Source organism: Pseudomonas sp. Sample_9, from assembly GCF_004307535.1.
Classification (GTDB): Bacteria; Pseudomonadota; Gammaproteobacteria; order Pseudomonadales; family Pseudomonadaceae; genus Aquipseudomonas; species Aquipseudomonas mercuritolerans.
On sequence record NZ_RAZO01000320.1, the window covers coordinates 1 to 24,419 of the forward strand.

Consider the following 24,419-nt stretch of genomic DNA (forward strand, 5'->3'; position numbering starts at 1 on the left):
ACAATCAAGCGGCGAATGGTAACAGGCGACACCCGCCCCGCTCCAGCGGGCAGGGCATTTAAGCCGGAAGCCCTAAGGCCTTCCGATTGTGTGAAGGCCATTCGCGAGCAGGCTCGCTCCCACAGGAATATGCAATTGCTATGTGGGAGCGAGCCTGCTCGCGAAGAGGCCCGGCAAGGCGATCAAGATCAAACGGTGAGAAGTCGCTCGCGCAGTTTGGCAATCTCGTCGCGCATCTGCGCCGCCGCTTCAAACTCCAGATCCCGCGCCAGTTGGTACATCTTCTCTTCCAGCGCGCGGATGCGTTTGGTGATTTCGCTTGGCGAGCGCAACTCGGCTTCGTACTTGGCGTTCTCTTCGGCGGCCTTGGCCATGCCTTTGCGCTTCTTGCTGCGCGAACCCGGCACGGTGGCGCCTTCCATGATGTCGGCGACGTCCTTGATCACACCTTTCGGGGTAATGCCGTTCTCAAGGTTGAAGGCGATCTGCTTCTCGCGGCGGCGCTCGGTCTCACCAATCGCCCGCTCCATCGAACCGGTCATGCGATCGGCGTAGAGAATCGCCCGGCCGTTGAGGTTACGTGCCGCGCGACCGATGGTCTGGATCAGCGAGCGCTCGGAACGCAGGAAGCCTTCCTTGTCGGCATCGAGAATCGCCACCAGCGACACTTCCGGCATGTCGAGGCCTTCACGCAGCAGGTTGATCCCGACCAGCACATCGAATACGCCGAGCCGCAAGTCGCGGATGATCTCGACGCGCTCAACGGTGTCGATGTCCGAGTGCAGGTAACGAACGCGCACGCCGTGGTCGGCGAGGTAATCGGTCAGGTCTTCGGCCATGCGCTTGGTCAGCGTGGTGACCAGCACACGTTCTTCGATCGCCACGCGCTTGGTGATTTCCGAGAGCAAGTCATCGACCTGGGTCAGCGCCGGCCGCACTTCAACCTGCGGGTCGACCAGGCCAGTCGGCCGTACCACTTGCTCAACCACGCGGCCGGCGTGCTCGGCTTCGTAGTTGCCGGGGGTGGCCGAAACGAAAATGGTCTGCGGGCTGACCCCTTCCCACTCGTCGAAACGCATGGGCCGGTTGTCCAGCGCCGAAGGCAGGCGGAAGCCGTACTCAACGAGGGTTTCCTTGCGCGAACGGTCGCCCTTATACATTGCGCCGACCTGCGGCACGCTGACGTGGGATTCGTCGATCACCAGCAAGGCGTCGGCGGGCAAGTAGTCGTAAAGCGTGGGTGGCGCCGCGCCGGCCGGACGCCCGGACAGGTAGCGCGAGTAGTTTTCGATGCCGTTGCAATAGCCCAGTTCGAGGATCATTTCCAGGTCGAAACGGGTGCGCTGTTCAAGACGCTGGGCTTCCACCAGTTTGTTGTTGCTGCGCAGGTATTCGAGGCGCTCCTGCAATTCGACCTTGATGCCTTCGATGGCGTCGAGCAGGGTTTCCCGAGGCGTCACGTAGTGACTTTTCGGGTAGAAAGTGAAGCGCGGCATCTTGCGGATGACTTCGCCGGTCAGTGGGTCGAAGGCGGAAATGCTCTCGACCTCGTCATCGAACAGCTCGATGCGGATCGCTTCCAGATCGGATTCCGCCGGGAAGATATCGATCACGTCACCACGCACGCGGAACGTCGCCCGGGCAAAATCCATGTCGTTGCGGGTGTATTGCAGGTCGGCCAGGCGCCGCAGCAGAGCGCGCTGATCAAGCTTGTCGCCGCGATCAACGTGCAAGACCATCTTCAAATAGGTTTCCGGACTGCCCAGACCATAAATGCACGACACTGTGGTGACGATGATCGCGTCCTTGCGTTCGAGCAACGCTTTGGTTGCGGACAGCCGCATCTGCTCGATGTGGTCGTTGATCGACGCGTCCTTCTCGATGAAGGTGTCGGACGACGGCACATACGCTTCGGGCTGGTAGTAGTCGTAGTAGGAAACGAAGTATTCCACCGCGTTGTTCGGGAAGAACGCCTTGAACTCCCCGTACAACTGCGCGGCCAGGGTCTTGTTCGGCGCCAGTACCAGCGTCGGACGCTGTACCTGCGAAATGACGTTGGCGATGCTGAAGGTCTTGCCCGAACCGGTCACACCGAGCAGCGTCTGGTGCGCCAGCCCGGCGTCAATGCCCTCAACCAACTGGCGAATGGCTTCCGGCTGATCGCCGGCGGGCTCGAAGCGGGTGACTAGCTGGAATTCCGACATACACACCTCTGGAATCGCGGCGTTCCGCGTCAGACGAAGCACCACGAGGACGACCGCAAACGACCGATGTCGCGCAAGAAAAAACCTGGATTGTGCTGAATGTGGTGGCGATTGCCTGACCTTTCAAGGCAAACGTCCTACATCCGGTAAAGAATCTGACAAAGTCAATCGACTAACGGTCAAGAAATAATCGGAAAAACTTACCGTAAAAGCCGATTCGCCTGTCGCCATTGCGCGGTGATGGCCTCTATACTAGCTCCCCGTTTGTGCACCGCTCTAGTGCATTCGGCTGGAGCGCGACACGTCCCTCCACTCTCCATTCAGAGCCGCCGTAATAATGAGCCTGTTCTCCGCTGTCGAAATGGCACCCCGCGATCCAATCCTGGGCCTCAACGAAGCATTCAACGCCGATACCCGGACCACCAAGGTCAACCTGGGCGTGGGCGTGTACTGCAACGAAGAGGGGCGAATTCCACTGCTGCGTGCGGTGATCGAAGCCGAGACGATTCGCGTCGCGCAACACGCTTCGCGCGGTTACCTGCCGATCGATGGCATCGCCGCCTACGACCAGGCCGTGCAGAAACTGCTGTTCGGCAACGATTCGCCGCTGATCAGCGCCGGTCGCGTCATCACCACTCAGGCCGTCGGCGGGACCGGCGCACTGAAAATCGGTGCCGACTTCCTCAAGCAACTGCTGCCGAACGCCGTCGTGGCGATCAGCGACCCGAGCTGGGAAAACCACCGCGCACTGTTCGAAACCGCTGGTTTCCCGGTGCAGAACTACCGTTACTACGACGCTGCCACCCATGACGTGAACCGTGCCGGCATGCTCGACGACCTCAACGCCCTGCCGAACGGCTCGATCGTTGTCCTGCATGCTTGCTGCCACAACCCGACCGGCGTCGACCTGACCCCGGCGGACTGGAACAAGGTGCTGGAAGTGGTCAAGGCCAAAGGTCACGTGCCGTTCCTCGACATGGCTTACCAGGGTTTCGGCGACGGCATCGACGAAGACGCCGCCGCTGTGCGCCTGTTCGCCGAATCCGGCCTGACCTTTTTCGTCTCGAGCTCGTTCTCCAAATCGTTCTCGCTATACGGCGAACGCGTTGGCGCACTGTCGATCATCAGCGAATCGAAAGAAGAAAGCGCGCGCGTGCTGTCGCAGGTCAAGCGTGTGATCCGCACCAACTACTCCAACCCGCCGACCCATGGCGCCAGCATTGTTGCTGCCGTGCTCAACAGCCCGGAACTGCGCGCGCAGTGGGAAGCCGAGCTGGCCGAGATGCGCCTGCGCATTCGCGGCATGCGCGAGCAGATGGTTGCCCTGCTGGCGGAAAAAGCCCCGGGCCGCGATTTCAGCTTCGTCGGTCGTCAGCGCGGCATGTTCTCCTACTCCGGCCTGACCACTGAACAAGTGCATCGCCTGCGCAACGAGTTCGGCATCTACGCCCTGGACACCGGCCGCATCTGCGTGGCCGCGCTGAACCAGAGCAACATCAAGGCTGTGACGGACGCGATCGTTCAGGTCATCTGATTTCGGCGAGTGATGAAAAACGGGAAGCCTTTTGGGCTTCCCGTTTTTATTTGTCTCTGGAAACGCCTTGCAACCTCTAGACTGCACACAATTCAGAACCGTAGGAGCTCGTAGGAGCTGACGAGTGAAACGAGGCTGCGATCTTTTGATCTTGTTTTTTAAGATCAAGATCAAGAGCAAGAGCAAGAGCAAGAGCAAGATCAAAAGATCGCAGCGTTCCGCAGCTCCTACCGGTTTTGTGTACACCCGAGATTTTTGAAGAGAACCCACATGAAAAACGACAACCTGCGCGCTGACCGTGACGACCTGGATGATTTCATCCCGCGCGCTCCGGCCAAGCGTGAAAAGAGCCTGGTACTGCAAGTCGCCACCGGGGTATTCCTCGGTGGCCTGGCCCTGTGGCTGGTGCAACTGGCGGCGACGGCGGCCTATGCCAAGCTGATGCTCGGCACGATTACCTTCGGCAGTTAAGCCAGCTCGACCGAGCGTTGAGTGGCAGCATCGTCGTAAATCACATACAGCGATTCGGCGACCTGGCTTTTGATGGCCTTGCTGCTTTCAAGACCAAGGACGAAACCTTCGGCCTTGCCGCCAGCGCGGTTCAATTCTTCGGCGGTGCTTGCCCCGGTGATTGCATCGAAAAGTTTTTCGGCGTGCGGGCCGATCCCTTTGGGCAGGCTGATCTGTGCAGTGCTCATGCGAGCACCTCGCTGTTGCGGGTGATTTGATTCATGGCGCGTACCTTTGCGGCGAATGGCCGGTAGCGCGTGTGACCACTTCCGGGCTGCCATGGTAGACCTCTGAAGCCTTTCTGGTAACCGCCAATCACCGACAAAACGCCGTCCGTCCCGACGAATCGCAAAAGTTGCCAGGCGATGCTTGACTTCTCTTTTTGAATCAGTAACATACGCACCAATTCCGCAATAGCTCAGTTGGTAGAGCAAGTGACTGTTAATCACTGGGTCCCTGGTTCGAGTCCAGGTTGTGGAGCCAAATAGCAAAGCCCCTGAATCGCAAGGTTCAGGGGCTTTTTTGTGGGCGCACGAAAAATACCAAAAGGCCGATCTGTTTGGGCAGATCGGCCTTTTCTGTTTCAGACGCAGCGGTCAGACATGTTCGCTGCTTTTCACCTGCACCTTCGGCGCGCCGTGGCCATGATCATGGTCATCCGGCTCGATCACCGGCACTTCCTTGCCATCGCAATCATGCAGCTTGCCGTCGCTGAAGTAATCGCCTTCACGCAGCGCGGCGAGATCGCGATAACGCAGGGTGCGCTCTTCCGCGGCGGCGAACACCGATTGTTGATCCGAATTGCCGGTCGTGAAGTGGTTGAACGCCAGGTTGAGCAGGATCGCCATGATTGCCGACGAACTGATGCCCGAATGGAAAATCGTCGCGAACCAGCTCGGGAAATGATCGTAGAAGTTCGGCGCGGCGATCGGGATCATGCCGAAACCGATCGAGGTGGCAACGATGATCAGGTTGACGTTGTTGCGGTAGTCCACCTTCGACAACGTGCGGATGCCGCTCGCAGCCACAGTACCGAACAACACGATCCCGGCGCCGCCGAGAACCGAAGTCGGCACTGCTGCGATGACTCGGCCCATGAACGGCAGCAGACCGAGCACTACCAGGAACAAGCCGCCGGTAGCCACCACGAAGCGGCTCTTGATCCCGGTCACCGCCACCAGGCCGACGTTCTGTGCGAAAGCACTTTGCGTGAACGAACCGAAGATCGGCGCAAACATGCTCGACAGCATGTCGGCACGCAGTCCGTTACCCAAGCGTTTCGAGTCGACCTTGGTGCCGATGATTTCACCGACGGCGAGGATGTCCGCCGAGGTTTCCACCAGCGTCACCATGACCACAATGCACATCGACAGAATCGCGGCGAAATGGAAGGTCGGCATGCCGAAGTGGAACGGTGTCGGGAAGCCGAACATGGGGCCGGTGGTGACACTGGAGAAATCCGCCATGCCAAGGAACACCGCCAGCACCGTGCCGATGACCATCGCCAGCAGAATCGACAGCCGAGAAATGGTCGCGCTGCCCACCTTGCTCAGCAGCAACACCAGCACCAGCGTGACCGCCGCCAGACCGATGTTCTGCATGCTGCCGAAGTCCGGCGCGTGGCTGTTGCCGCCCATCGCCCAGCGTGCGGCCACAGGCATCAGCGTCAGGCCAATGGTGGTGATCACAATGCCGGTGACCAAAGGCGGAAAGAACTTGGTGATGCGTGAGAACACCGGCGTGATCAGCAAGCCGATCAACGAGGCGGCAATCACCGCACCCAGCACCGATTGGAAACCGCCCTCCCCGCCGCTGCTGACGATCGCGACCATGGTCGCCACGCCGGAGAACGATACGCCCTGGACCAGCGGCAACTGACAGCCAAAAAACGGCAGACCCAGGGTTTGCAGCAACGTCGCCAGCCCCCCCGCAAACAATGAAGCAGCAATCAACAGACCAATGTCCGCCGGCGACAGACCGGCCGCCTGGCCAATGATCAGTGGCACCGCAACGATACCGCCGTACATGGTCAGAACATGTTGCAGGCCGTAAGCCATATTCGCGCCGACCCCGAGGTTTTCGTCCTCGGGCCGTTGGTGTGAAACATGGGGCGTTTTCATGGTGGGGGGTTCCCTGGTTTTTGTTATGCGCACACTGTATTCAATACTCAGGACAAATGTCCATAGAATTGTATACAACTTATCAGTCACATAATGGTTAGGTAGCCATCCAACCTTCTAGCCTGCGCTTCTTGCCCCAACAAATCCGGCAACACATCCCCGCTGCGTCCGCGCCAGTGCCCACCAGGCTGAAGTGTTCACGGCGACCGACGGTGCAGTCGCGCTCTTTTAGCGGCCATCGGCGAAATCCGTCGCGTATTGGAGCCTGGTGTAAAGCCTTAGATGGAGGCTGGCGCGATGACCCGAGCCAGCGCTTGCCGTACACGCGGTGAATCAGGCACCTGAAGGTCGAACTCGCGGCGCAGCAACTCCATCAGCTCGTCGACGTCCGCCACCTCGCGCCGCTGACTGTCCGCGCCCATGTGGTGAATGGCAAAACTGCCGTTGTTCAGGGTCTTGCGCCAGCCAGCGCCGGTGCGCGCGACCATCAGGCGCTGGGCAAAGGGTGACTCGGGATGAGTGGAGACGTACCAGTTGCCGACGGTGTAATCGATGTCTTCCTGGCGCTGCAAATCGAACAGGTACATCGGCCGCCATTCGCCTGCGACTTTGGCGCGCAGCAGGTAGCCATCTGCTTGCTTGTCGATGCGGTAAGGTTCGTGCGGGGTGGGTTGCTCATGTTCATTGTCGAGCAGCAGCGGCGCGGTGGGCACCATGCCACCGAAGCCGACGTCGGTGATGTAACGCACTGCGTCGATGGTCACCAGACTCAAACGATGGGTTCGCGCCGTCCAGCTGCCTTCCGGTTGATTCATCACCACGCGCCCGCTGATCGCCCGCGCGTCGAAGCCCAATTCAAGCAGCAGCGCATAGAACAAATGATTGAGCTCATAGCAGTAGCCGCCCCGCCCCTGCTGCAACACCTTGTCTTCGATGGAGACCAAGTCGATCAACACCGGCTCTCCACTGATCGTTGCCAGATTTTCGAAAACAAACTGAGCGGTGTGGCGCAGTTGCAACTGATGCAAGGTTTCCAGCGTCGGTGGCGGCGGCGCATCGAAACCCAGACGTTGCAGGTACAGATTGGTATTGGTCAGCCGTGGCGCACTCATTGCTCGATCCTTATGCATGGGCCGCAGAACACTGCGTTGATGTTGCCCTGTATACGGGATCAGGCACGGCTTTCGACAATTGATTTCGCTAATCGGCCGTTCAGCGTTTTTTCCGCGAGCCGATCCGAATCCACGTCGGCGCATGGTCACTGGCGTGCGGTTCGTTGCGCACCCAGGCGTCAACACCGGCGTCGTGCAGATACGGGCTCAATGCCGGGTTGAGCAGCAAATGGTCGATGCGCAGGCCGGAATTGGTTTGCCAATGGTTACGGAAATAATCCCAGAAGGTGTAGAGGCGCTCTTCGGGATACACGTGGCGCAGAGAATCGGTCCAGCCCTGATCCAGCAGCCGCTGGTAGCACTCGCGGCTTTCGGGTTGCAACAAAGCATCCTTGAGCCAGGATCGGGTGTTGTAGATGTCCATGTCGGTGGGCACGACATTGAAGTCACCGGCGAGCACCACCGGGTGATCGCTGCTTTGCAGGTCTTTGGCGTAATTGATCAGACGCTCCAACCAGGCCAGTTTGTAATCGAATTTCGGCCCCGGCTGCGGGTTGCCGTTGGGCAGATACAGGCAACCGACCAGCACACCGTGCACCGCCGCTTCGATATAACGGCTGTGGGTGTCATCGGGATCGCCGGGCAAACCGCGTCGACTCTCCAACGGCTGCGCATCACGCGCCAGAATCGCCACGCCATTCCATGACGCCTGGCCCTGCCAGATCGCGCCGTAACCGGCGGCCTCCAGTTCGGCGGCGGGAAATGCGCTGTCCACTGACTTGAGCTCTTGCAGGCAGACGATGTCCGGTTGCTCGCGCTTGAGCCATTCCAGCAGATTCGGCAGCCGCGCGCGCATGCCGTTGACGTTGAAGGTGGCGATTCGCAGGTTTTTCATCGTCTGCAACTCCTGCCCGGTGGGATTGCAAATTGTGACCCTGAGAACGCCGCGCAGGTTGCATCGAATCACAAAGCGACAGCTCAGACTCGGTTACGCAGCCATTGCAGAAAGCCTCTTTTCGGCGCGACCACAGGCGTTTCCTCGGTCAGCGACTGCGCCTTGTGCAGACGGAAATCGAGCAATGCCTGCATCGCATCGTGGATGTCATGGCGCGCGTCCAGGCACGGTTTCAGGTAGGACTTCTCGATGCGATACAGGGCGCAGAAAGTCTTCGCGGAAAAATCCGCCGGCAGCGCGGTGTCGGAAAGAATCCCGGCCTCGCCGATCACCTCGCCTGGCCCCATGCGCCCGGATTCCAGTGGCGCACCATGGCGCTTGAGCGTCACCGATACCACGCCGGATTCAATGATGAACAAATGATCGCTGACCTCCCCGCCCGCGAGAATCGTTTCGCCGACGCGGAAAGTTTGCAGAGTCATGTTCTGGCTGAAGGTGTCTTTTTCTTCTTCACGCAGAGTCGAGAAGATCGGTGAGCTTTCCAGCAGCGCCCGTGGCCGCGACAACTGCGGTGCGGCGCTGGTCTCGTTGCTCGACAGCAGGTTGACCCCGGAGGCTTGCAAATGCCGGTAAGCGAGGTCGAACAACTGATTGCGCACCACGCGCTTCTCGCCCATCGAGGCGACAAATCCGCTGATTTCGTATTCCGCGCCGCCGCTGGCAGAACTCTTCAACGACACGCTCGGCGCCGGTGTGTCGAGCAATTGCCGGCAGCCTTGCATTGCCCGCTCCAACGCCTCGATTACCGAACTGGGTCGGGCATGGGGGCTGACGGGCACGCTGACGGAAACGCCGAACATGTTGCTCGGCCGACTGAAGTTGATGATCTTGGCTTTAGCCGCCAGTGAATTCGGAATGACCGCCATGCTGCCCTGACTGGTCTGCAGACGCGTGGCGCGCCAGTCGATGTCGGTGACGCGGCCCTCGGTGCCGTCGATGGAGATCCAGTCATCGAGTTGATAGGGCTTGGTGGTGTTGAGGACGATGCCGGAGAACACGTCGCTCAAGGTGCTCTGCAAAGCCAGGCCGACAATGATCGCCAACGCGCCGGACGTCGCCAGCACGCCTTTGACTGGCAGATCGAGCACGTACGCCAGCGCCGCAATGATGGCGATGAGGAAAATCACCGCGCCGAGCAAGTCCTGCAACAGCCGGCCGGTATGGCCGACCCGCTGCATCATCACCGCGCCGATCAGCACCGTCAGGGTCCGCGCACCAAACAGCCACCAACCGATCTGCAACCCGGTTGCCGCCAGATGCAGCGGCACGTTGTCGGCCCACGGTGCCGGTTCCATCGGGTTGAGGCCTTCGTTGAACAGCACAATGCTGAACAACGCGAAAATCAGCACCCGCACCAACAGCTTCCATTCGCTGCCGCGAGAGCTGATCAGCCGCCACAGGCCAAGATCGAGCAGGATCAGGATCAACGCGCTAAACAACGGGTGTTCGGTCAGCAGAGACAGCATCAAACAACTCCGACAAAGGCCAATCGCGAGAAGATCGCACAGATTGGCACAGTGTAGGAGCAATTGATTTCGGTGGATGAACAGCGTCTCGAAAACGCTGAAAAACCTGTAGGAGCGAGCCTGCTCGCGAAGGCGTCCTGTCAGTCACTACCTCTTGGACTGAAACAGAGCATTCGCGAGCAGGCTCGCTCCCACAGGGGGGGTCAGTTGCCAGTAAAGCTCGGGGTCAGGGGTGCATCTGGCCAAAGCGCCCGGACTGGAAGTCGGCAAAGGCCTGATGGATTTCCTGCTCGGTGTTCATCACGAACGGGCCGTGGCCGACGATCGGTTCGTCGATCGGCTCGCCACTGAGCAGCAATACCACCGCGTCTTCGCTGGCCTGGAGAGTGAGTCGATCACCGTCGCGTTCGAACAGCGCCAACTGCCCTACTCCCACCGATTCCGCGCCGTTGACCTGCACCGAACCCTTCAGCACCACCAGCGCGGTGTTGCGTCCTTCGTGCAGATCAAGCGTCAGCAGCTTGCCGGCATTGAGGCGCAGATCCCACACGTCGATTGGCGTAAAAGTCCGTGACGGTCCGGTGTGCCCATCGAATTCGCCGGCGATCAGACGCAGGCTGCCGGCGTGGTCCTTGAGCGCGATGCTCGGAATGTCCCGGTCGAGAATGGTCTGGTAACCCGGCGCGGCCATTTTGTTCTTGGCCGGCAGGTTGACCCACAGCTGGACCATTTCCAGCTTGCCGCCGGTTCGGGCGAAGTTTTCCGAGTGGAATTCCTCATGGAGGATGCCGGACGCTGCGGTCATCCACTGCACATCACCCGGGCCGATGGTGCCGCCACTGCCGGTGGAGTCACGGTGCTGCACTTCGCCGTCGTAAACGATGGTCACGGTTTCGAAACCACGGTGCGGGTGCTGGCCGACGCCACGCTGTTCAGTGGTCGGGGTGAATTCGGCGGGACCGGCGTGATCGAGCAGCAGAAACGGGCTGATGTGCTTGCCCAGGTTGTCGTAGGAAAACAGCGTGCGCACCGGGAAACCATCGCCGACCCAATGGCCGCGCGGGCTGGTGTAAATGCCGATGATGTTTTTCATGGGGTCTCCAATGGGTAAATGCATTGGATTAAGCCTAAAGGCATATCGAATATTCGACTAGAGGGTGGAAATCGGCTTGAGTGTTCCATATGCAGAACAATTGAGCAGCGGTGCGCATTTCGCGAGCAGGCTCGCTCCCACAGGAGACTGCATTGGTTCAGAGGCACCGTGCGAGGCCGTGCATGGCTTCGCGCAACTTGCCGATGGCACGGTCGATGACAGCGCTGTCACTGTCTCGGCACGCCGTGTCCAGATCTGCGCACGCCGCTACGACCCGCGCAGCCCCGACCATCTGCGCGCCACCCCGGATGCGATGGGCCAACTCGCGCAAGTCTGCGCGGTCGCTCGCCTGCAAGCGATCCAGTGCTTGCAGATCATCGCGCAGGCTATTGCCGACTTCCTTGCGCAAGCGTTCGATCAACGAATGATCGGCACCCGCCATCTGTTCAAGAGCACTGAGATCGATCTCGACTGGCTCGGCGCCTGGCGGCTCATCTTCGTGCGGCGCGCAAGGCTGCGCGCCGGTCAAGGCCTGTGCCAAATCGCGCAAGCGAATCGGTTTGAACAAGCAGTCATCCATGCCGGCATCCAGACAACGCAAACGCTCTTCGACCTGCGCGTTGGCCGTAAAACCGAGGATCAGACAGGGTGCGCGGCCGCTGGCGGCCTCTTCATCGCGAATGGTGCGCGCCAGCTCATAGCCATTGCGTCGCGGCATGTTGCAGTCGGTTATCACCACATCAAAAGCCTGCGCTCGCCAGCGTTGCAGCCCTTCATCGCCATCGCCGACATCAGTCGTGCGATGCCCCAGTTCGCTCAGTTGCCAGCACATCAGCAAGCGGTTGACCGGGTGATCGTCTACCACCAGCACGTTCAATACACAGGCGGCGGGCGTCACGTCGGGCGTAGCCGCTGTGGTCGTCATCGCGGTCAGCAGTGGCAATTGCAGATGGACTTCCACTCGCGTGCCCTGCCCCAGGTCACTGTCGAGGCGCAGCGTGCCGCCCATCATGTCGCAGAGGTTGCGGCTGATCACCAGCCCCAGACCGGAACCGCTGCGCGCCGTTTGCGAACTGTTGCTTGCCTGGACGAAAGGACTGAACAGAAGCTTTTGATCTTCGACACTGATGCCGATGCCGCTGTCTTCGATGCGCACCAGCATGTCCACTTCAGCGTCGGTCATGGCGATGACCTGCAAGCGCAAACTCACCTCACCCACCTCGGTGAATTTGATCGCATTGCTCAACAGGTTCGACAGCACCTGTTTGAAGCGCGTCGGATCAATCAGCACATCCACGTCGGCGCGCGGATCAAGTTCGATGCGCCACAAGAGCCGTTTCTGCCGCGCCAGCCCTTCGAAAACCCGACACACCGATAACACTGTCTCGCGCAGGTTGGCCCGCTCGGGCGCGAGGGACAAATGCCCAGACTCGATACGGGCGATGTCGAGAATGTCGCCAATCAACGCCAATAACTGCTGGCCGGCATTCGACGCCACCTGAATTGCCAGTCGATCAGTCACGCCCTCCTCTGCGCGCTTGAGGGCCAGTTCGAGCATGCCGATCAAGGCGTTCATCGGTGTGCGGATCTCGTGGCTCATGGTCGCCAGGAAAGTGCTTTTGGCCCGATTGGCCTCATCCGCTGCGTCCTTGGCCTGTTGCAGTTGCAACAACCATTGCTGGCGCTGATGGATCTGCCGACGCTGCCAGCCGATCCAGATCAAGGCCAGCAGCAGCAAGCCTGCGGCGCCGGCAAAACCAAGCAGAATCTCGCGGCGATGGCGCGACCAATAGCTGTCTTCAACCACCACATCGTGGCTCCAGCGCTCAACCAGTTCATCCATTTGCTGCGGCGCGATGCTCAGCAACGCCTTGTTCAGGATCGAGTGCAGCAGCGCCGACTGCGGCGCCGTGGCCAAAGCGATGCGCGCCGGCTGATCGCCAACGGTGCCGGTGATGCGCAGGCGGTCGCGATACTGGCGGGCGATCAGAAAACGCGCTACCAGCAACGAGCTTACCGTCACGTCGACCTGTCCTCGGGCAATCAGCGCCATGCCTTCGGCTGGGCTTTTGACCTCGACCAGACGCAGACCGGGGACCCGTTGCAGCAAATAATCGCGCAACGGGTGCCCTCGATAGATCGCCAGGCGTTTGCCCGCCAGTTCGTCGAGCGGCAATGGATGTTGCCCGTTCACCGCGCTGACCAGCACGAACGGATTGTTCAGATAGGCGCGAGTGAATTGCAGCTGCGCTTCACGCTCGGTGCTCGGCGTCACCACCGGCAGAACATCGAGTGCGCCGGTCTGGAGCTGCTCGAACTGATCGTTTAGGGAGGTGCCACGCACGATCTCGAAATTCAGCCCGCTGCGCTGTGCAATCAGGCTCAGCAACTGCGCTGCCAGCCCGTTGAAGCGTCCGTCGGCATCGAAAAACGCCAACGGCGCGAAGTCTTCGACAGCGCCGACCCGCACCACCGGGTGCTGATCCAGCCACTGCTGCTCGGCGGCGCTGAGCTGTACCCGCGACTGTTCGGCCATCTCGGCGAGGCCGACGCTCCAGCGCTGTTCGATCAGATGGCGACGCTCCATGGGCACGGCCAGCAAGGCCTTGTCGACGATGCGTTTGAGCACCACATCGCTGCGCAACAACGCAAAGGCGAACGGATTGGCGTCAAGCCCCGACGGCCCGGCCAGTTGCAGGTCGTTGCGATAATTGGTGTTGATCAGATAGTTGGCGCTGATGAAGTCGCCCAGGTACACATCGTCGGCACCGAAGGCGACCGCGCCGAGTGCATCCATGGCCGAAGCATAAAGCTGCACGTAGGCGCCGGGGTAGAAGGCCTGAACGTGGGCCAGCGGCAGGTAATCCTCGACCATGGCGATGCGTTTGGCCGCCAGGTCGGTGGGCAGTTTCTCGTCGTGGCGCGTAACCAGCATCGGCTGATCTTCAGCGTACGGCCGCGACAGAATGAAGGCCGGATCTGCCGCTTCGAAACTGTTCGAGGTGCCCAAGAGATCGACATCACCGCGCTTGAGTGCCGCCATCAGCGCGGGTCGATCGGTAAAACGCCGCACTTCGATCCTGATGCCGAGCAGTTGTGCCAACAGGTCGGCGTAATCCGCCGTCAGTCCCTCCAGCTCATGCTGATGGCGGGTGATTTCGAAGGGCGGGTAGTCCGGGCCGGAGATGCCCATGCGCAACACCGGATGCTCACGCAACCACTGGCGTTCCCGATCATCGAGGCGGACCTGGACATTGCCCGGTTCGAGGCGGGCCAGCACTTCCAGTGTCTGCGGCCGGTCATCGGCCCAGACCGAGGCGGCCAGCCCCAGCCACAACCCTAAAACCCGCAGTCCCTGCGTCATGTCGGGGCACTCAGATCAAGTGATTGCGCTTGGCGAACTCACGCAGGAGCACCAGTGAACCCAGGCAAAGCTTGGCCATCATGCGGGTCTTGTAGGTGCTGACGGTCTTGTGACTCAAGTGCATCTCCTGGGCGATGGCCTTGTTCGGTTTGCCCAGCGCCAGATTCACGAAGATGCATAACTCCCGATCGGACAGCTGAGCGATCATCTCCTGTTCAGTGCGTTGCACGGCGTTGTACAGACCGCTGGTATTGGGTAACGCGGAGAAATAGGTGTGGCCGGACATCAATGCCTTGATGGCTTCGTGCAGCAGAGTCAGTTGGTTGCTCTTGGTCACGTAGCCCCGTGCGCCGGCACGCAGACAGCGCTCTTGATAATGCGTGGGCTCATGCATGCTGAACACCAGGATTCGGCAGCGCGCCGTCGGCGCCTTGATCTGAATCCGCGTCAACACTTCCAACCCATCCATGGACCCCAGCCCGAGGTCGAGTACGACGAGCTGCGGATCATGGGTGCAAATCAGCGGCACGACTTCGTTGCCATTGGACGCTTCATGAATATCGGTGAAGCCTTGGGCCTGCAGAACGATCCGAATGGCCGCGCGCACTACTGGATGATCATCGACGATCAGCGCTGACTTCATTGGTACTCCTGCAAAATCGAAGACACCGCAACAATCTGTTCCGGAGTCGGTGGCTGCGCAGGCACTGTTACATGGATGATCAAGAGAATCACCTGTCAGGTCTGACAGTTGTGCAGCCTGGTTTTTTATGCATTGGCATGGCGCAACGACCAGTGGGAATCAGACGCAGCTTCGCGTTCGCCGGCGGCTTCGACTCTCGCCATCACCTGTTCGATGAGTGCTGAACTGGGCAATGGCGCCGGGCTGATCTGCGCGTTTTCCTGAGCAAACCCGGCAACCGCCTGCAAAGGTGCCGACGGTTCGTTGTAGATCAGAGCGTGGCGGACCTGTGGGTTATCGAGCAGAAAGCCCAGCAGATCGAGAGAGCCTGCCGCCAGTTCTGCATTGATCACCAGCACATCGAACGGCTCGCAGCCGTAGTCGACCAGGGTCAACAATTCACCGAGATTCTGCACCGGGGCTACGCGGTAGTAGCCGAGCGCGTTAAACAGGCGCTCGATTTTCATGCGATGAAAATGCTGCGGGTCGGCGATCAGGATGCGCAACGCTTTGTTGCTCATGGTCATTCTCCCGGTGGGGTTTGGGGAGGGCAAGACTACGCAAGCGCCGGGGATAGCTCTGTAGGACTTTTCCTAAAAAAGAGGTCATTTATCCGGCGGCCCTGACGCACCAATATCCCCTGTGGGAGCGAGCCTGCTCGCGAAGGGGGTATACCTGTCAGAGATGTATTGACTGACACGACGCCTTCGCGAGCAGGCTCGATCCCACAGGGGAAAGCATTCCATGGCGGTTACTGCCAGCCGAACCGGCGGATGTAGAAACCCTTCACTGCCTGGGTCAGGGCCATGTACGCCAGCAGAATCATTGGCAGAAACACGAAATACAGCGACGGCAGTGCCTGCAATTTGAAGTAATGCGCCAGCGGGCCCATTGGCAGGAAGATGCCGACGGCCATGATGACCCCGGTCATCACCAGCAGCGGCATGGCGGCGCGGCTTTGCAGGAACGGGATCTTCGGCGTGCGGATCATGTGCACGATCAGCGTCTGGGTCAGCAGACCGACCACGAACCAGCCGGACTGGAACAGTGTCTGGTGATCCGGGGTATTGGCGTCGAACACGTACCACATCAAGGCGAACGTCGTGATGTCGAAAATCGAGCTGATCGGACCGAAGAACAGCATGAAGCGCCCGACGTCAGCCGGCTGCCAGCGCTGCGGCTGTTTCAGCATCTCGTCGTCGACGTTATCGAACGGAATGGCGATCTGCGAAATATCGTAGAGCAGGTTCTGCACCAGCAGGTGCATCGGCAGCATCGGCAGGAAAGGGATGAATGCGCTGGCGACCAGCACCGAGAACACGTTGCCGAAGTTGGAACTGGCGGTCATCTTGATGTACTTGAGCATGTTGGCGAAGGTGCGCCGCCCTTCGAGCACGCCCTCCTCCAGCACCATCAGGCTTTTCTCCAAGAGAATGATGTCCGCCGCTTCCTTGGCGATGTCCACCGCGCTCTCCACGGAAATGCCGATGTCGGCGCTGCGCAGCGCCGGCGCGTCGTTGATGCCATCGCCCATGAACCCGACCACATGGCCGTTGCCCTTGAGAATGCCGACGATGCGCTCTTTGTGCGATGGCGTGAGTCTGGCGAAGACGTTGGTAGTCTCGACCGCCGCGGCCAGTTCGGTATCGCTCATGCGCTCAATGTCATTGCCCAGCAGCAAACCCTGTTGAGCCAGGCCGACCTGACGGCAGATTTTCGCCGTCACCAGTTCGTTGTCGCCGGTCAATACCTTGACCGCCACGCCATGCTCGGCCAAGGCCTTGAGCGCTGGCGCGGTGCTTTCCTTCGGCGGATCGAGGAATGCCACGTAACCGATCAGCGTCAGTTCCTGTTCATCTGCCAGGCTGTAAATCTCGCGCCCTTCTGCCATTGAGCGAGCCGCGACCGCCACCACGCGCAGACCTTCGGCGTTGAAAGCACCGGTGACGTGGCGAATCCGCGCCAGCAATTCATCGCTCAAAGCCTCATCAACTTCGCCGTGACGCACGCGGCTGCACACCGCCAGCACTTCTTCCACCGCGCCTTTGCAGATCAGTTGATGGGGCTGACCGCGGCCCTCCACCACCACCGACATGCGCCGGCGATTGAAGTCGAACGGGATCTCATCGACCTTGCGAAACACGCTGCCGACCTTGAGTTCGCGATGGACTTCCACGTGTTCGAGCACGGCGACATCCAGCAGGTTTTTCAGGCCGGTCTGGTAGTAGCTGTTGAGGTAGGCCAGTTCCAGCACAGCGTCAGAGTCCTCGCCCCAGACGTCGACATTACGCGCCAGAAAGATCTTGTCCTGAGTCAGGGTGCCGGTCTTGTCGGTGCACAGCACGTCCATGGCGCCGAAGTTCTGGATGGCGTCGAGGCGTTTGACGATGACCTTTTTGCGCGACAGAAACACGGCGCCTTTGGCCAGGGTCGAAGTGACGATCATCGGCAGCATTTCCGGGGTCAGGCCGACGGCAATCGACAGCGCGAACAGTAGCGCTTCACTCCAGTCGCCCTTGGTGAAACCGTTGATGAACAGCACCAGCGGCGCCATGACGAACATGAAGCGGATCAGCAACCAGCTGACCTTGTTGACGCCCTGCTGAAACGACGTCACCGCGCGGTCCGTCGCGCCGACCCGTTGCGCCAGCGCACCGAAGTAGGTGCTGTTGCCGGTGGTGAGAATCAGTGCAATCGCGCTGCCGGAGACAACGTTGGTGCCCATGAACAGAATGTTGTCCAGCTCCAGTGGGTTACGCGTGTCGCGATCGGTCTGCCGGGTGAATTTTTCCACCGGCATCGATTCACCGGTCATTGCTGCCTGGCTGACGAACAGATCCTTGGCGCTGAGCACGCGGCAATCGGCAGGAATCATGTCGCCAGCCGAGAGCACGATGAGATCGCCGGGCACCAGTTGGCTGATCGGCAGTTCCCGCCGTGGCGCATCCCGGCGCAGCACCGTGGCGGTGTTGCTGACCATGGCTTTGAGCGCATCGGCCGCCTGATTGGATTTGCTCTCCTGCCAGAAGCGCAGCAGCGTCGACAGCACCACCATGGAGAAAATCACCACGGCCGCCTTGAGGTCTTCGGTCAGCCAGGAGATCACCGCGAGCAGAGTCAGCAGCAGGTTGAACGGGTTTTTGTAGCAGTGCCACAGATGGTTCCACCACGGCAGCGGCTGCTCGTGTTCGACTTCATTAAGTCCGTGTTGCGCGCGCAGTGCATCGGCCTCGACCTCGGAGAGCCCCTCGCCGTGCGTGCCCAGCGATGACAGCAACGCAGCGCTGTCTTCATGGGCGGCAGCGACCAGCGTACTGGCCAGCGTCGGCGGCACTTCACGGCTGACCGTGGTGTCATTGATCGAATCCAGCAGCGCCAGACGACGGAAGTGCCGGGCGATGTGGCGGCTGCGCAGAAAGCCTGCAAAAAATTCCTTGAGCGTGAGTTTCATGGCTGTGTCCCCTGTGGTCAGCCGGGAAACCGTCGAGCAGGTACCGCCGCGCCCTGGCACCGGGAAAACCGGCACGGCAAGGCGTGGCACGCCGGTCAGGAACAGGCGTGTCGATAGGCTGCGATGACGACTGAGGTCGCCATCACGCCTGGTTCAGCGTCGATGAGAAGGACGTCGAGACACGATCCGGAACGGGTCGTGCACGGGATGCCGCTGCTCGCTGTTACGGCGAGACAACGGCAGGGAAAGGCTGCGCGTTATCTTGCCGAGAATCTGCCGGTGATCGAGACCGGCCGACAACTGTCACTCGAACAAGTACCCACTGTGGGTCTCCGCAATTGATGAAAACGCGCGCAGCTTACGCCCGCAGCGAAACGGCTGGAAGAGGTGTTTTCGGGGAATGTGGGGGGTGTTCAGGAAGGGTTCAGATTCAGGATCTGTGGGGCTCTCCATGGCCCCTTCGCGAGCAGGCTCGCTCCCACTTTCTGGCCTGCGTTCACAGAACCATTGTGGGAGCGAGCCTGCTCGCGAAGGCGATATGTCAGGCAATGCAGATTCAGCTGGCAGTGGCTAGTAACAACTCCGCCACCGAGCGGCTGTGCCCGCGCTGTTTGCCATGCTCGTACAGCGAGCCAGCGATTTCGTCGGCGCGAATCGGCAGCACCGACAGCAGCGTATCGCTCAGGCCATGGCTGGCCTGGCAGAAGCCCTGCATATAAATGCCGGCCTTGCAGCGCTCGTCGGTGATCAGTTTGTAATTGCGATCGACTTCGAATTCGCCGAGGTATTCCTCCAGCGGCGCGAGCAACTTGCGGTGCATCTGCCGCTCGTAACCGGTGGCCAGCACCACGGCGTCGTAGATCCGTACCGTGACTTCGCCGCTGGCATTGTTGCGCACTGCCAGTTCGATACCGTTTGCCGTGGCAGTGGCGCTCTCGACGGTGGTCAGGGTGCGGAACGCATGGCGGGCAATTCCGGAAACCTTCTGCCGGTAGAAGATGCCGTAGATGCGTTCGATCAGGTCGATGTCGACCACCGAATAGTTGGTGTTGTGGTACTCATTGACCAACCGCTCGCGCTCGACGCTGTTCTGCTGGAACACCAGATCGGTGAACTCCGGCGAGAACACTTCGTTGACGAACGGGCTGTCGTCCGCAGGCTTCAAGGCCGAGCCGCGCAGGATCATGTCGACCTGCACCGACGGGAACGAATCGTTGAGATCGATAAAGGCTTCCGCCGCGCTCTGCCCGCCACCGATGATCGCGATGCTCATCGGTTGATTGTTCACGCACGGCTGCCTGGCCATTTGCGACAGGTATTGCGAATGGTGGAACACCCGATGATCGCCCTTCAGTGCCTTGAACGCTTCTGGAATACGCGGTGTGCCGCCAGCGCTGACCACCACCGAACGCGTGGTACGCACGAACTGCTGGCCGTCGCTGCCCCGGGAAATCACCCGCAAGGCTTCGACCTGCTGGTTGTGCAATACCGGTTCGATGAACTGCACTTCTTCGCCATAACGGCTCTGCGCGGTGAACTGCCCGGCCACCCAGCGCAGGTAGTCGTTGTACTCCATGCGGCATGGATAAAAGGTGCCGAGGTTGATGAAATCGACCAGACGCCCGTGATGCTTGAGGTAGTTGACGAACGAGTACGGGCTGGTCGGATTGCGCAGGGTCACCAGGTCCTTGAGGAAGGAAATCTGCAACTCGCTCTGCGTCGACAAGGTGTTGCCGTGCCAGCTGTAAGTGGCCTGCTTGTCGAGGAACAGCACATCCAGTTCGCCATGGGTGGCGCCGCGTTCCTGCAGAGCGATGGCCAGTGCCAGGTTCGAAGGGCCGAAACCGACGCCGATCAGGTCGTGAACGATGGGCGATGCAATTGCCTGTGTCATTTCCAGTGTCCTCTGGATGAACCCCTCAACGCGGGGAAATAAAGCCTGGGTGGCCTGACCGGCCTGAATCAGGTCAGCAGGTCGTCTGTTGAGTAGGAACGAGGACGATGAAAGGAAATTTAACCGGCGCGGCTCACTGGCCATCCCATTGCTGGATGCGCAAGCGGCAGTGCTTCATGGCGTTGACGATGTGTTTTTCCACCAGCGCCCGGGAGATGCCGAGGGTCTGGGCGATTTCCGGATGGGACAGGCCTTCGATCTTGCGCAGCAGAAAACTGTCGCGGCACAGCGGCGGCAGCTCGGCCAGTGCGCGCTGAAGCATTTCCAGGCGCTGTCCGTGATCGAGGGTGCCGTGGGGGGACGGGGTGAAATAGCGCTCTTCATTGTCGAGCACGTCCAGCGATTCGACCTGGCGCAGCGCGTTGCGGCGGTGATCGTCGATAACCAGGTTCAACGCGGTGCGATAAAGGAAGGCCCGGGGTTGTTCGATCGGCACCTCGCTGGAGCGCTCCAGCACCCGTACATAGGCGTCATGCACCACATCCTCGGCGACCTGACGGTTGCCCAGTCTGGCGTTGAGGAAACACACCAGCTCACGATAGTAGTTTTCCAACATGACTCCCGACCGCATCGATGCCGTTTCTGTCCTTGAGCGCACTGATCAGACCTGCGAATCACGCAGTAGCAAGATAGTGGCAACTTGAGGTGCGTAATTTATAGTAATTCTCATATAGATTTAAAGAGTTGATTCCATATCCCGGACAAATAGTCGTGGCCCGGCTGCGGTGACTCGATGTGTCTGCGGCTAAATTCCGTCGCCCATGCCTCGTTTACAGGACAGCCCCTGTGTCTGTCGTGCCTTGCGACGGGCCGCAACCACTGGCCGGAACCCTGCATGAATCGTCCCCGCCCCGCCCGTCGCGCACTGTTCGCCGCCCTCTGTCTGATTCCCGTGATCGCCGTCGCTGCCTGGCAAGTCTTGCCACCCGGTCGCGACGCCGTTGCCACTGTGCAGGTCAGCCGCGGCGATATCGAAAACAGCGTGACGGCGCTCGGCACCTTGCAGCCGCGCCGCTATGTGGATGTCGGCGCACAGGCTTCGGGGCAGATTCAGAAGATTCACGTCGAAGCCGGCGATACGGTCAAGGAAGGCCAGTTGCTGGTGGAAATCGACCCGTCGACACAGAAAGCCAAGCTCGATGCCGGGCGCTTTTCCATCGAAAACCTCAAGGCGCAGTTGCAGGAGCAACGCGCCCAGCACGATCTGGCGCAGCAGAAATACCAGCGCCAGCAGAAACTCGCCGCCGGTGGCGCCACCCGCGAAGAAGACGTGCAGACCGCGCGCGCCGAGGTTCGCGCAACCCAGGCGCGCATCGACATGTTCCAGGCGCAGATCCGTCAGGCCCAGGCCAGCCTGCGCAGTGACGAGGCGGAACTCGGTTACACGCGCATCTACGCGCCGATGAGCGGCACCGTGGTCGCCGTCGGTGCGCGCGAAGGCCAGACGCTCAACGCGCAGCAACAGACCCCGCTGATCCTGCGCATCGCCCGGCTGTCGCCGATGACCGTGTGGGCCGAGGTTTCAGAGGCCGACATCGGCCACGTCAAACCGGGCATGACCGCCTACTTCACCACCCTCAGCGGCGGCACTCGGCGCTGGAGCAGCACGGTGCGGCAGATTCTGCCGGTGCCGCCGCGTCCGCTTGAACAGAACCAGGGCGGCAGTCCCACCAGTGGTCGCAGCGGCAGCGAACGGGTGGTGCTGTACACCGTGCTGCTCGACGTCGACAACGCCGACCACAGCCTGATGACCGACATGACCGCCCAGGTGTTCTTTGTCGCGCAACAGGCGCAAGACACTTTGACCGTGCCGACTGCTGCCCTGCAACCGGGCTCGCGTCCGCAGTGGCAGCGAGCGCAGATCGTCGCTGCCAACGGTGATATTCAGGCGCGCGAAGTACGCACCGGCATCAGCGATCGCCTGCGCACCCAGGTGCTCGAAGGTCTGGCCGAGGGCGAGCATGTTCTCAGCGCGCCGGCCGCCGGTCATGGAGGCTGAATGCACACGCCTCTGATCGACCTGCGACAAATCCGCAAAGCCTACGGCGGTGATGACAGCCCGCTGGTGGAAGTACTGCGCGGGATCGATCTGTCGATCCACGCCGGCGAGTTCGTCGCCATCGTCGGCGCCTCCGGTTCAGGCAAATCGACGTTGATGAACATTCTCGGTTGCCTCGACCGTCCCACCAGCGGCGAATACCGCTTCGCCGGGGAAAACGTCGCGCAGCTGGACAGTGATGAACTGGCCTGGCTGCGCCGGGAAGCCTTCGGTTTTGTCTTTCAGGGCTACCACCTGATTCCATCCGGCTCAGCGCAGGAAAATGTCGAGATGCCGGCCATCTACGCTGGCACCCCGGCCGCCGAGCGGCATGCCCGAGCCCGCGCGTTGCTGGAACGTCTCGGCCTCGGCACTCGCACCGGCAATCGCCCGCATCAGCTTTCCGGCGGCCAGCAACAGCGGGTGTCGATAGCACGTGCACTGATGAATGGCGGCCACATCATCCTCGCCGACGAGCCGACTGGCGCCCTCGACAGCCACAGCGGCGCCGAGGTCATGACCCTGCTCGACGAACTCGCCGATCAGGGTCATGTGGTGATCCTCATCACCCACGACCGCGAAGTGGCGCAACGGGCCAAACGCATCATCGAAATCCGCGACGGCCTGATCATCAGCGACAGCGCCGAGCAGGCGTGCGCGCCGCCGGCGGCCAATCCCGGGGCGTTGCAAGCGGTCGACCTGCGCCAGCGCCTGAGCAACGGCAGCAGCCAGACCGGCGCCTGGAAAGGTGAACTGCTCGACGCTGTACAAGCGGCGTGGCGGGTGATGTGGATCAACCGCTTTCGCACGGCGCTGACGTTGCTGGGCATCGTCATTGGCGTGGCCTCGGTGGTGGTCATGCTCGCCGTCGGCGAAGGCAGCAAGCGCCAGGTCATGGCGCAAATGGGCGCGTTCGGCTCCAACATCATTTACCTCAGCGGTTCGGCGCCGAACCCGCGTACGCCGGAGGGCATCATCACCCTCGACGATGTTGCCGAACTGTCCACCCTGCCCCAGGTGGAACGGATCATGCCGGTCAACGGCTCGACCGCCGGGGTGCGCTTTGGCAACGCCGACCACAGCAGCTACGTCGGCGGCAATGACACCAACTTTCCGCAGATTTTCAACTGGCCGGTGATTCAGGGCAGCTACTTCACCCAGGCCGACGAGGACAGCGCCGCCGCCGTCGCGGTGATCGGCACCAAGGTCCGCGACAAATTGCTCAAGGATGTCGCCGACCCCATCGGTCAATACATCCTCATCGAGAACGTGCCGTTCCAGATCCTCGGCGTGCTTGCGGAAAAAGGCGCCAGCTCCGGCGACTCCGATAGCGACAACCGCATCGCCGTGCCTTATTCGGCGGCGAGCACGCGCCTGTTCGGCAGCCGCAATCCGCAATACGTGGTGATTGCCGCCAAGGACGCGCGCAAGGTCAAGGACGCCGAACAGGCCATCGAACAGGCGATGTTGCGTCGGCACCACGGCAAGAAGGATTTCGAGCTGACCAACAATGCCGCGATGATCCAGGCCGAGGCGCGCACACAAGGCACGCTGTCGCTGATGCTGGGGGCGATTGCGGCGATTTCCCTGCTGGTCGGCGGCATTGGCGTGATGAACATCATGTTGATGACCGTGCGCGAACGTACCCGCGAGATCGGTATTCGCATGGCCACCGGCGCCCGTCAGCGCGACATCCTCCGTCAGTTTCTCACCGAAGCGCTGATGCTCTCGGTGGTCGGCGGAATCGCCGGGATCGGCCTGGCGCTGCTGGTCGGCGGCGTGTTGTTGCTCAGTGGCGTGGCGATCGCCTTTCAAGCGCTGGCGGTGATCGGTGCGTTTTCCTGTGCGCTGGTCACCGGCGTCATTTTCGGCTTCATGCCGGCCCGCAAAGCTGCCCGGCTCGACCCGGTCACGGCCCTTACCAGTGAATGATCGA

General features: G+C 60.8%; 18 protein-coding genes and 1 tRNA gene. 5 read left to right on the forward strand and 14 right to left on the reverse strand.

Annotated elements, in window-relative coordinates:
* Positions 1-188: 188 nt before the first annotated feature.
* Complete coding sequence (gene uvrB / locus D6877_RS17765) at positions 189-2,204, reverse strand: excinuclease ABC subunit UvrB (RefSeq protein ID WP_024012378.1); 2,016 nt, start codon at positions 2,202-2,204, stop codon at positions 189-191.
* 337 nt (positions 2,205-2,541) lie between these two features.
* On the opposite strand from uvrB, the gene D6877_RS17770 reads away from it, so the two are divergent.
* Together D6877_RS17770 and D6877_RS17775 are read left to right on the forward strand one after the other, a co-directional pair.
* Entirely contained in the window at positions 2,542-3,738 is a 1,197-nt protein-coding gene (locus tag D6877_RS17770; RefSeq protein ID WP_016773918.1) for an amino acid aminotransferase, read from the forward strand.
* A gap of 270 nt (positions 3,739-4,008) precedes the next feature.
* Positions 4,009-4,209: a hypothetical protein gene (locus D6877_RS17775; RefSeq protein ID WP_016773917.1), complete on the forward strand. Its 201-nt coding sequence runs from the start codon at positions 4,009-4,011 to the stop codon at positions 4,207-4,209.
* On the opposite strand, the gene D6877_RS17780 is transcribed toward D6877_RS17775, so the two are convergent.
* Entirely contained in the window at positions 4,206-4,436 is a 231-nt protein-coding gene (locus tag D6877_RS17780) for a hypothetical protein (protein ID WP_122706879.1), read from the reverse strand. The genes D6877_RS17775 and D6877_RS17780 overlap by 4 nt on opposite strands.
* Positions 4,433-4,645 (reverse strand): hypothetical protein, encoded by a 213-nt coding sequence (locus D6877_RS29415; RefSeq protein ID WP_178083705.1) that lies wholly within the window; start codon positions 4,643-4,645, stop codon positions 4,433-4,435. The genes D6877_RS17780 and D6877_RS29415 overlap by 4 nt, the downstream gene beginning before the upstream one ends.
* Before the next feature lie 10 nt (positions 4,646-4,655).
* Here D6877_RS29415 and D6877_RS17785 point away from each other — a divergent pair.
* A tRNA-Asn gene (locus D6877_RS17785) sits at positions 4,656-4,731 on the forward strand.
* A 113-nt stretch (positions 4,732-4,844) separates the two neighbouring features.
* Here the strand turns inward: D6877_RS17785 and D6877_RS17790 are convergent.
* The 11 genes from D6877_RS17790 to D6877_RS17840 all read right to left on the reverse strand — a co-directional run bounded on the left by D6877_RS17790 (position 4,845) and on the right by D6877_RS17840 (position 21,001).
* The gene (locus D6877_RS17790) at positions 4,845-6,368 is read right to left on the reverse strand and encodes a nucleobase:cation symporter-2 family protein (protein ID WP_130911608.1); all 1,524 of its coding nucleotides are present in this window, start codon (positions 6,366-6,368) and stop codon (positions 4,845-4,847) included.
* 278 nt (positions 6,369-6,646) lie between these two features.
* Positions 6,647-7,480, reverse strand: coding sequence for an arylamine N-acetyltransferase (locus tag D6877_RS17795; protein ID WP_130911609.1), 834 nt, complete (start codon positions 7,478-7,480; stop codon positions 6,647-6,649).
* 100 nt (positions 7,481-7,580) lie between these two features.
* Positions 7,581-8,375, reverse strand: a complete 795-nt coding sequence (gene xth / locus D6877_RS17800) for an exodeoxyribonuclease III (RefSeq protein WP_130911610.1) — start codon at positions 8,373-8,375, stop codon at positions 7,581-7,583.
* Between the two features lie 83 nt (positions 8,376-8,458).
* On the reverse strand, positions 8,459-9,901 hold the full coding sequence (locus D6877_RS17805; RefSeq protein ID WP_130911611.1) for a mechanosensitive ion channel family protein: 1,443 nt from the start codon (positions 9,899-9,901) through the stop codon (positions 8,459-8,461).
* Between the two features lie 226 nt (positions 9,902-10,127).
* Positions 10,128-10,994 carry a pirin family protein gene (locus D6877_RS17810; protein ID WP_130911612.1) on the reverse strand — a complete coding sequence of 289 codons (867 nt, stop codon included), beginning with the start codon at positions 10,992-10,994 and terminating at the stop codon, positions 10,128-10,130.
* 157 nt (positions 10,995-11,151) lie between these two features.
* Positions 11,152-14,358: a transporter substrate-binding domain-containing protein gene (locus D6877_RS17815; protein WP_130911613.1), complete on the reverse strand. Its 3,207-nt coding sequence runs from the start codon at positions 14,356-14,358 to the stop codon at positions 11,152-11,154.
* Between the two features lie 10 nt (positions 14,359-14,368).
* A complete protein-coding gene (locus D6877_RS17820; protein ID WP_130911614.1) occupies positions 14,369-15,001 on the reverse strand; it encodes a response regulator transcription factor in 633 nt (210 codons plus the stop codon).
* A 125-nt stretch (positions 15,002-15,126) separates the two neighbouring features.
* Complete coding sequence (locus D6877_RS17825) at positions 15,127-15,561, reverse strand: chemotaxis protein CheY (protein ID WP_130911615.1); 435 nt, start codon at positions 15,559-15,561, stop codon at positions 15,127-15,129.
* A gap of 230 nt (positions 15,562-15,791) precedes the next feature.
* The gene (gene mgtA / locus D6877_RS17830; RefSeq protein WP_130911616.1) at positions 15,792-18,491 is read right to left on the reverse strand and encodes a magnesium-translocating P-type ATPase; all 2,700 of its coding nucleotides are present in this window, start codon (positions 18,489-18,491) and stop codon (positions 15,792-15,794) included.
* A 556-nt stretch (positions 18,492-19,047) separates the two neighbouring features.
* Positions 19,048-20,385 (reverse strand): SidA/IucD/PvdA family monooxygenase, encoded by a 1,338-nt coding sequence (locus D6877_RS17835; protein ID WP_130911617.1) that lies wholly within the window; start codon positions 20,383-20,385, stop codon positions 19,048-19,050.
* Between the two features lie 133 nt (positions 20,386-20,518).
* Positions 20,519-21,001: a sigma-70 family RNA polymerase sigma factor gene (locus D6877_RS17840; protein WP_041478511.1), complete on the reverse strand. Its 483-nt coding sequence runs from the start codon at positions 20,999-21,001 to the stop codon at positions 20,519-20,521.
* A gap of 279 nt (positions 21,002-21,280) precedes the next feature.
* Between D6877_RS17840 and D6877_RS17845 the strand changes: the two genes are divergently transcribed.
* Together D6877_RS17845 and D6877_RS17850 are read left to right on the forward strand one after the other, a co-directional pair.
* Entirely contained in the window at positions 21,281-22,444 is a 1,164-nt protein-coding gene (locus D6877_RS17845) for an efflux RND transporter periplasmic adaptor subunit (RefSeq protein ID WP_130911618.1), read from the forward strand.
* Positions 22,445-24,415 (forward strand): MacB family efflux pump subunit, encoded by a 1,971-nt coding sequence (locus tag D6877_RS17850; RefSeq protein WP_130911619.1) that lies wholly within the window; start codon positions 22,445-22,447, stop codon positions 24,413-24,415.
* The last annotated feature ends 4 nt before the right edge of the window (positions 24,416-24,419 follow it).

Bases quoted from the DNA above. Each gene is read 5' to 3' on its own strand.
- uvrB (WP_024012378.1), bottom strand. From the start codon at position 2,204: ATGTCGGAATTCCAGCTAGTCACCCGCTTCGAGCCCGCCGGCGATCAG.
- D6877_RS17790 (WP_130911608.1), bottom strand. From the start codon at position 6,368: ATGAAAACGCCCCATGTTTCACACCAACGGCCCGAGGACGAAAACCTC.
- D6877_RS17825 (WP_130911615.1), bottom strand. From the start codon at position 15,561: ATGAGCAACAAAGCGTTGCGCATCCTGATCGCCGACCCGCAGCATTTT.
- D6877_RS17805 (WP_130911611.1), bottom strand. From the start codon at position 9,901: ATGCTGTCTCTGCTGACCGAACACCCGTTGTTTAGCGCGTTGATCCTG.
- D6877_RS29415 (WP_178083705.1), bottom strand. From the start codon at position 4,645: ATGTTACTGATTCAAAAAGAGAAGTCAAGCATCGCCTGGCAACTTTTG.
- D6877_RS17775 (WP_016773917.1), top strand. From the start codon at position 4,009: ATGAAAAACGACAACCTGCGCGCTGACCGTGACGACCTGGATGATTTC.
- D6877_RS17820 (WP_130911614.1), bottom strand. From the start codon at position 15,001: ATGAAGTCAGCGCTGATCGTCGATGATCATCCAGTAGTGCGCGCGGCC.
- D6877_RS17845 (WP_130911618.1), top strand. From the start codon at position 21,281: ATGAATCGTCCCCGCCCCGCCCGTCGCGCACTGTTCGCCGCCCTCTGT.
- D6877_RS17850 (WP_130911619.1), top strand. From the start codon at position 22,445: ATGCACACGCCTCTGATCGACCTGCGACAAATCCGCAAAGCCTACGGC.
- D6877_RS17795 (WP_130911609.1), bottom strand. From the start codon at position 7,480: ATGAGTGCGCCACGGCTGACCAATACCAATCTGTACCTGCAACGTCTG.
- D6877_RS17810 (WP_130911612.1), bottom strand. From the start codon at position 10,994: ATGAAAAACATCATCGGCATTTACACCAGCCCGCGCGGCCATTGGGTC.
- D6877_RS17835 (WP_130911617.1), bottom strand. From the start codon at position 20,385: ATGACACAGGCAATTGCATCGCCCATCGTTCACGACCTGATCGGCGTC.
- D6877_RS17840 (WP_041478511.1), bottom strand. From the start codon at position 21,001: ATGTTGGAAAACTACTATCGTGAGCTGGTGTGTTTCCTCAACGCCAGA.
- D6877_RS17770 (WP_016773918.1), top strand. From the start codon at position 2,542: ATGAGCCTGTTCTCCGCTGTCGAAATGGCACCCCGCGATCCAATCCTG.
- mgtA (WP_130911616.1), bottom strand. From the start codon at position 18,491: ATGAAACTCACGCTCAAGGAATTTTTTGCAGGCTTTCTGCGCAGCCGC.
- D6877_RS17780 (WP_122706879.1), bottom strand. From the start codon at position 4,436: ATGAGCACTGCACAGATCAGCCTGCCCAAAGGGATCGGCCCGCACGCC.
- xth (WP_130911610.1), bottom strand. From the start codon at position 8,375: ATGAAAAACCTGCGAATCGCCACCTTCAACGTCAACGGCATGCGCGCG.
- D6877_RS17815 (WP_130911613.1), bottom strand. From the start codon at position 14,358: ATGACGCAGGGACTGCGGGTTTTAGGGTTGTGGCTGGGGCTGGCCGCC.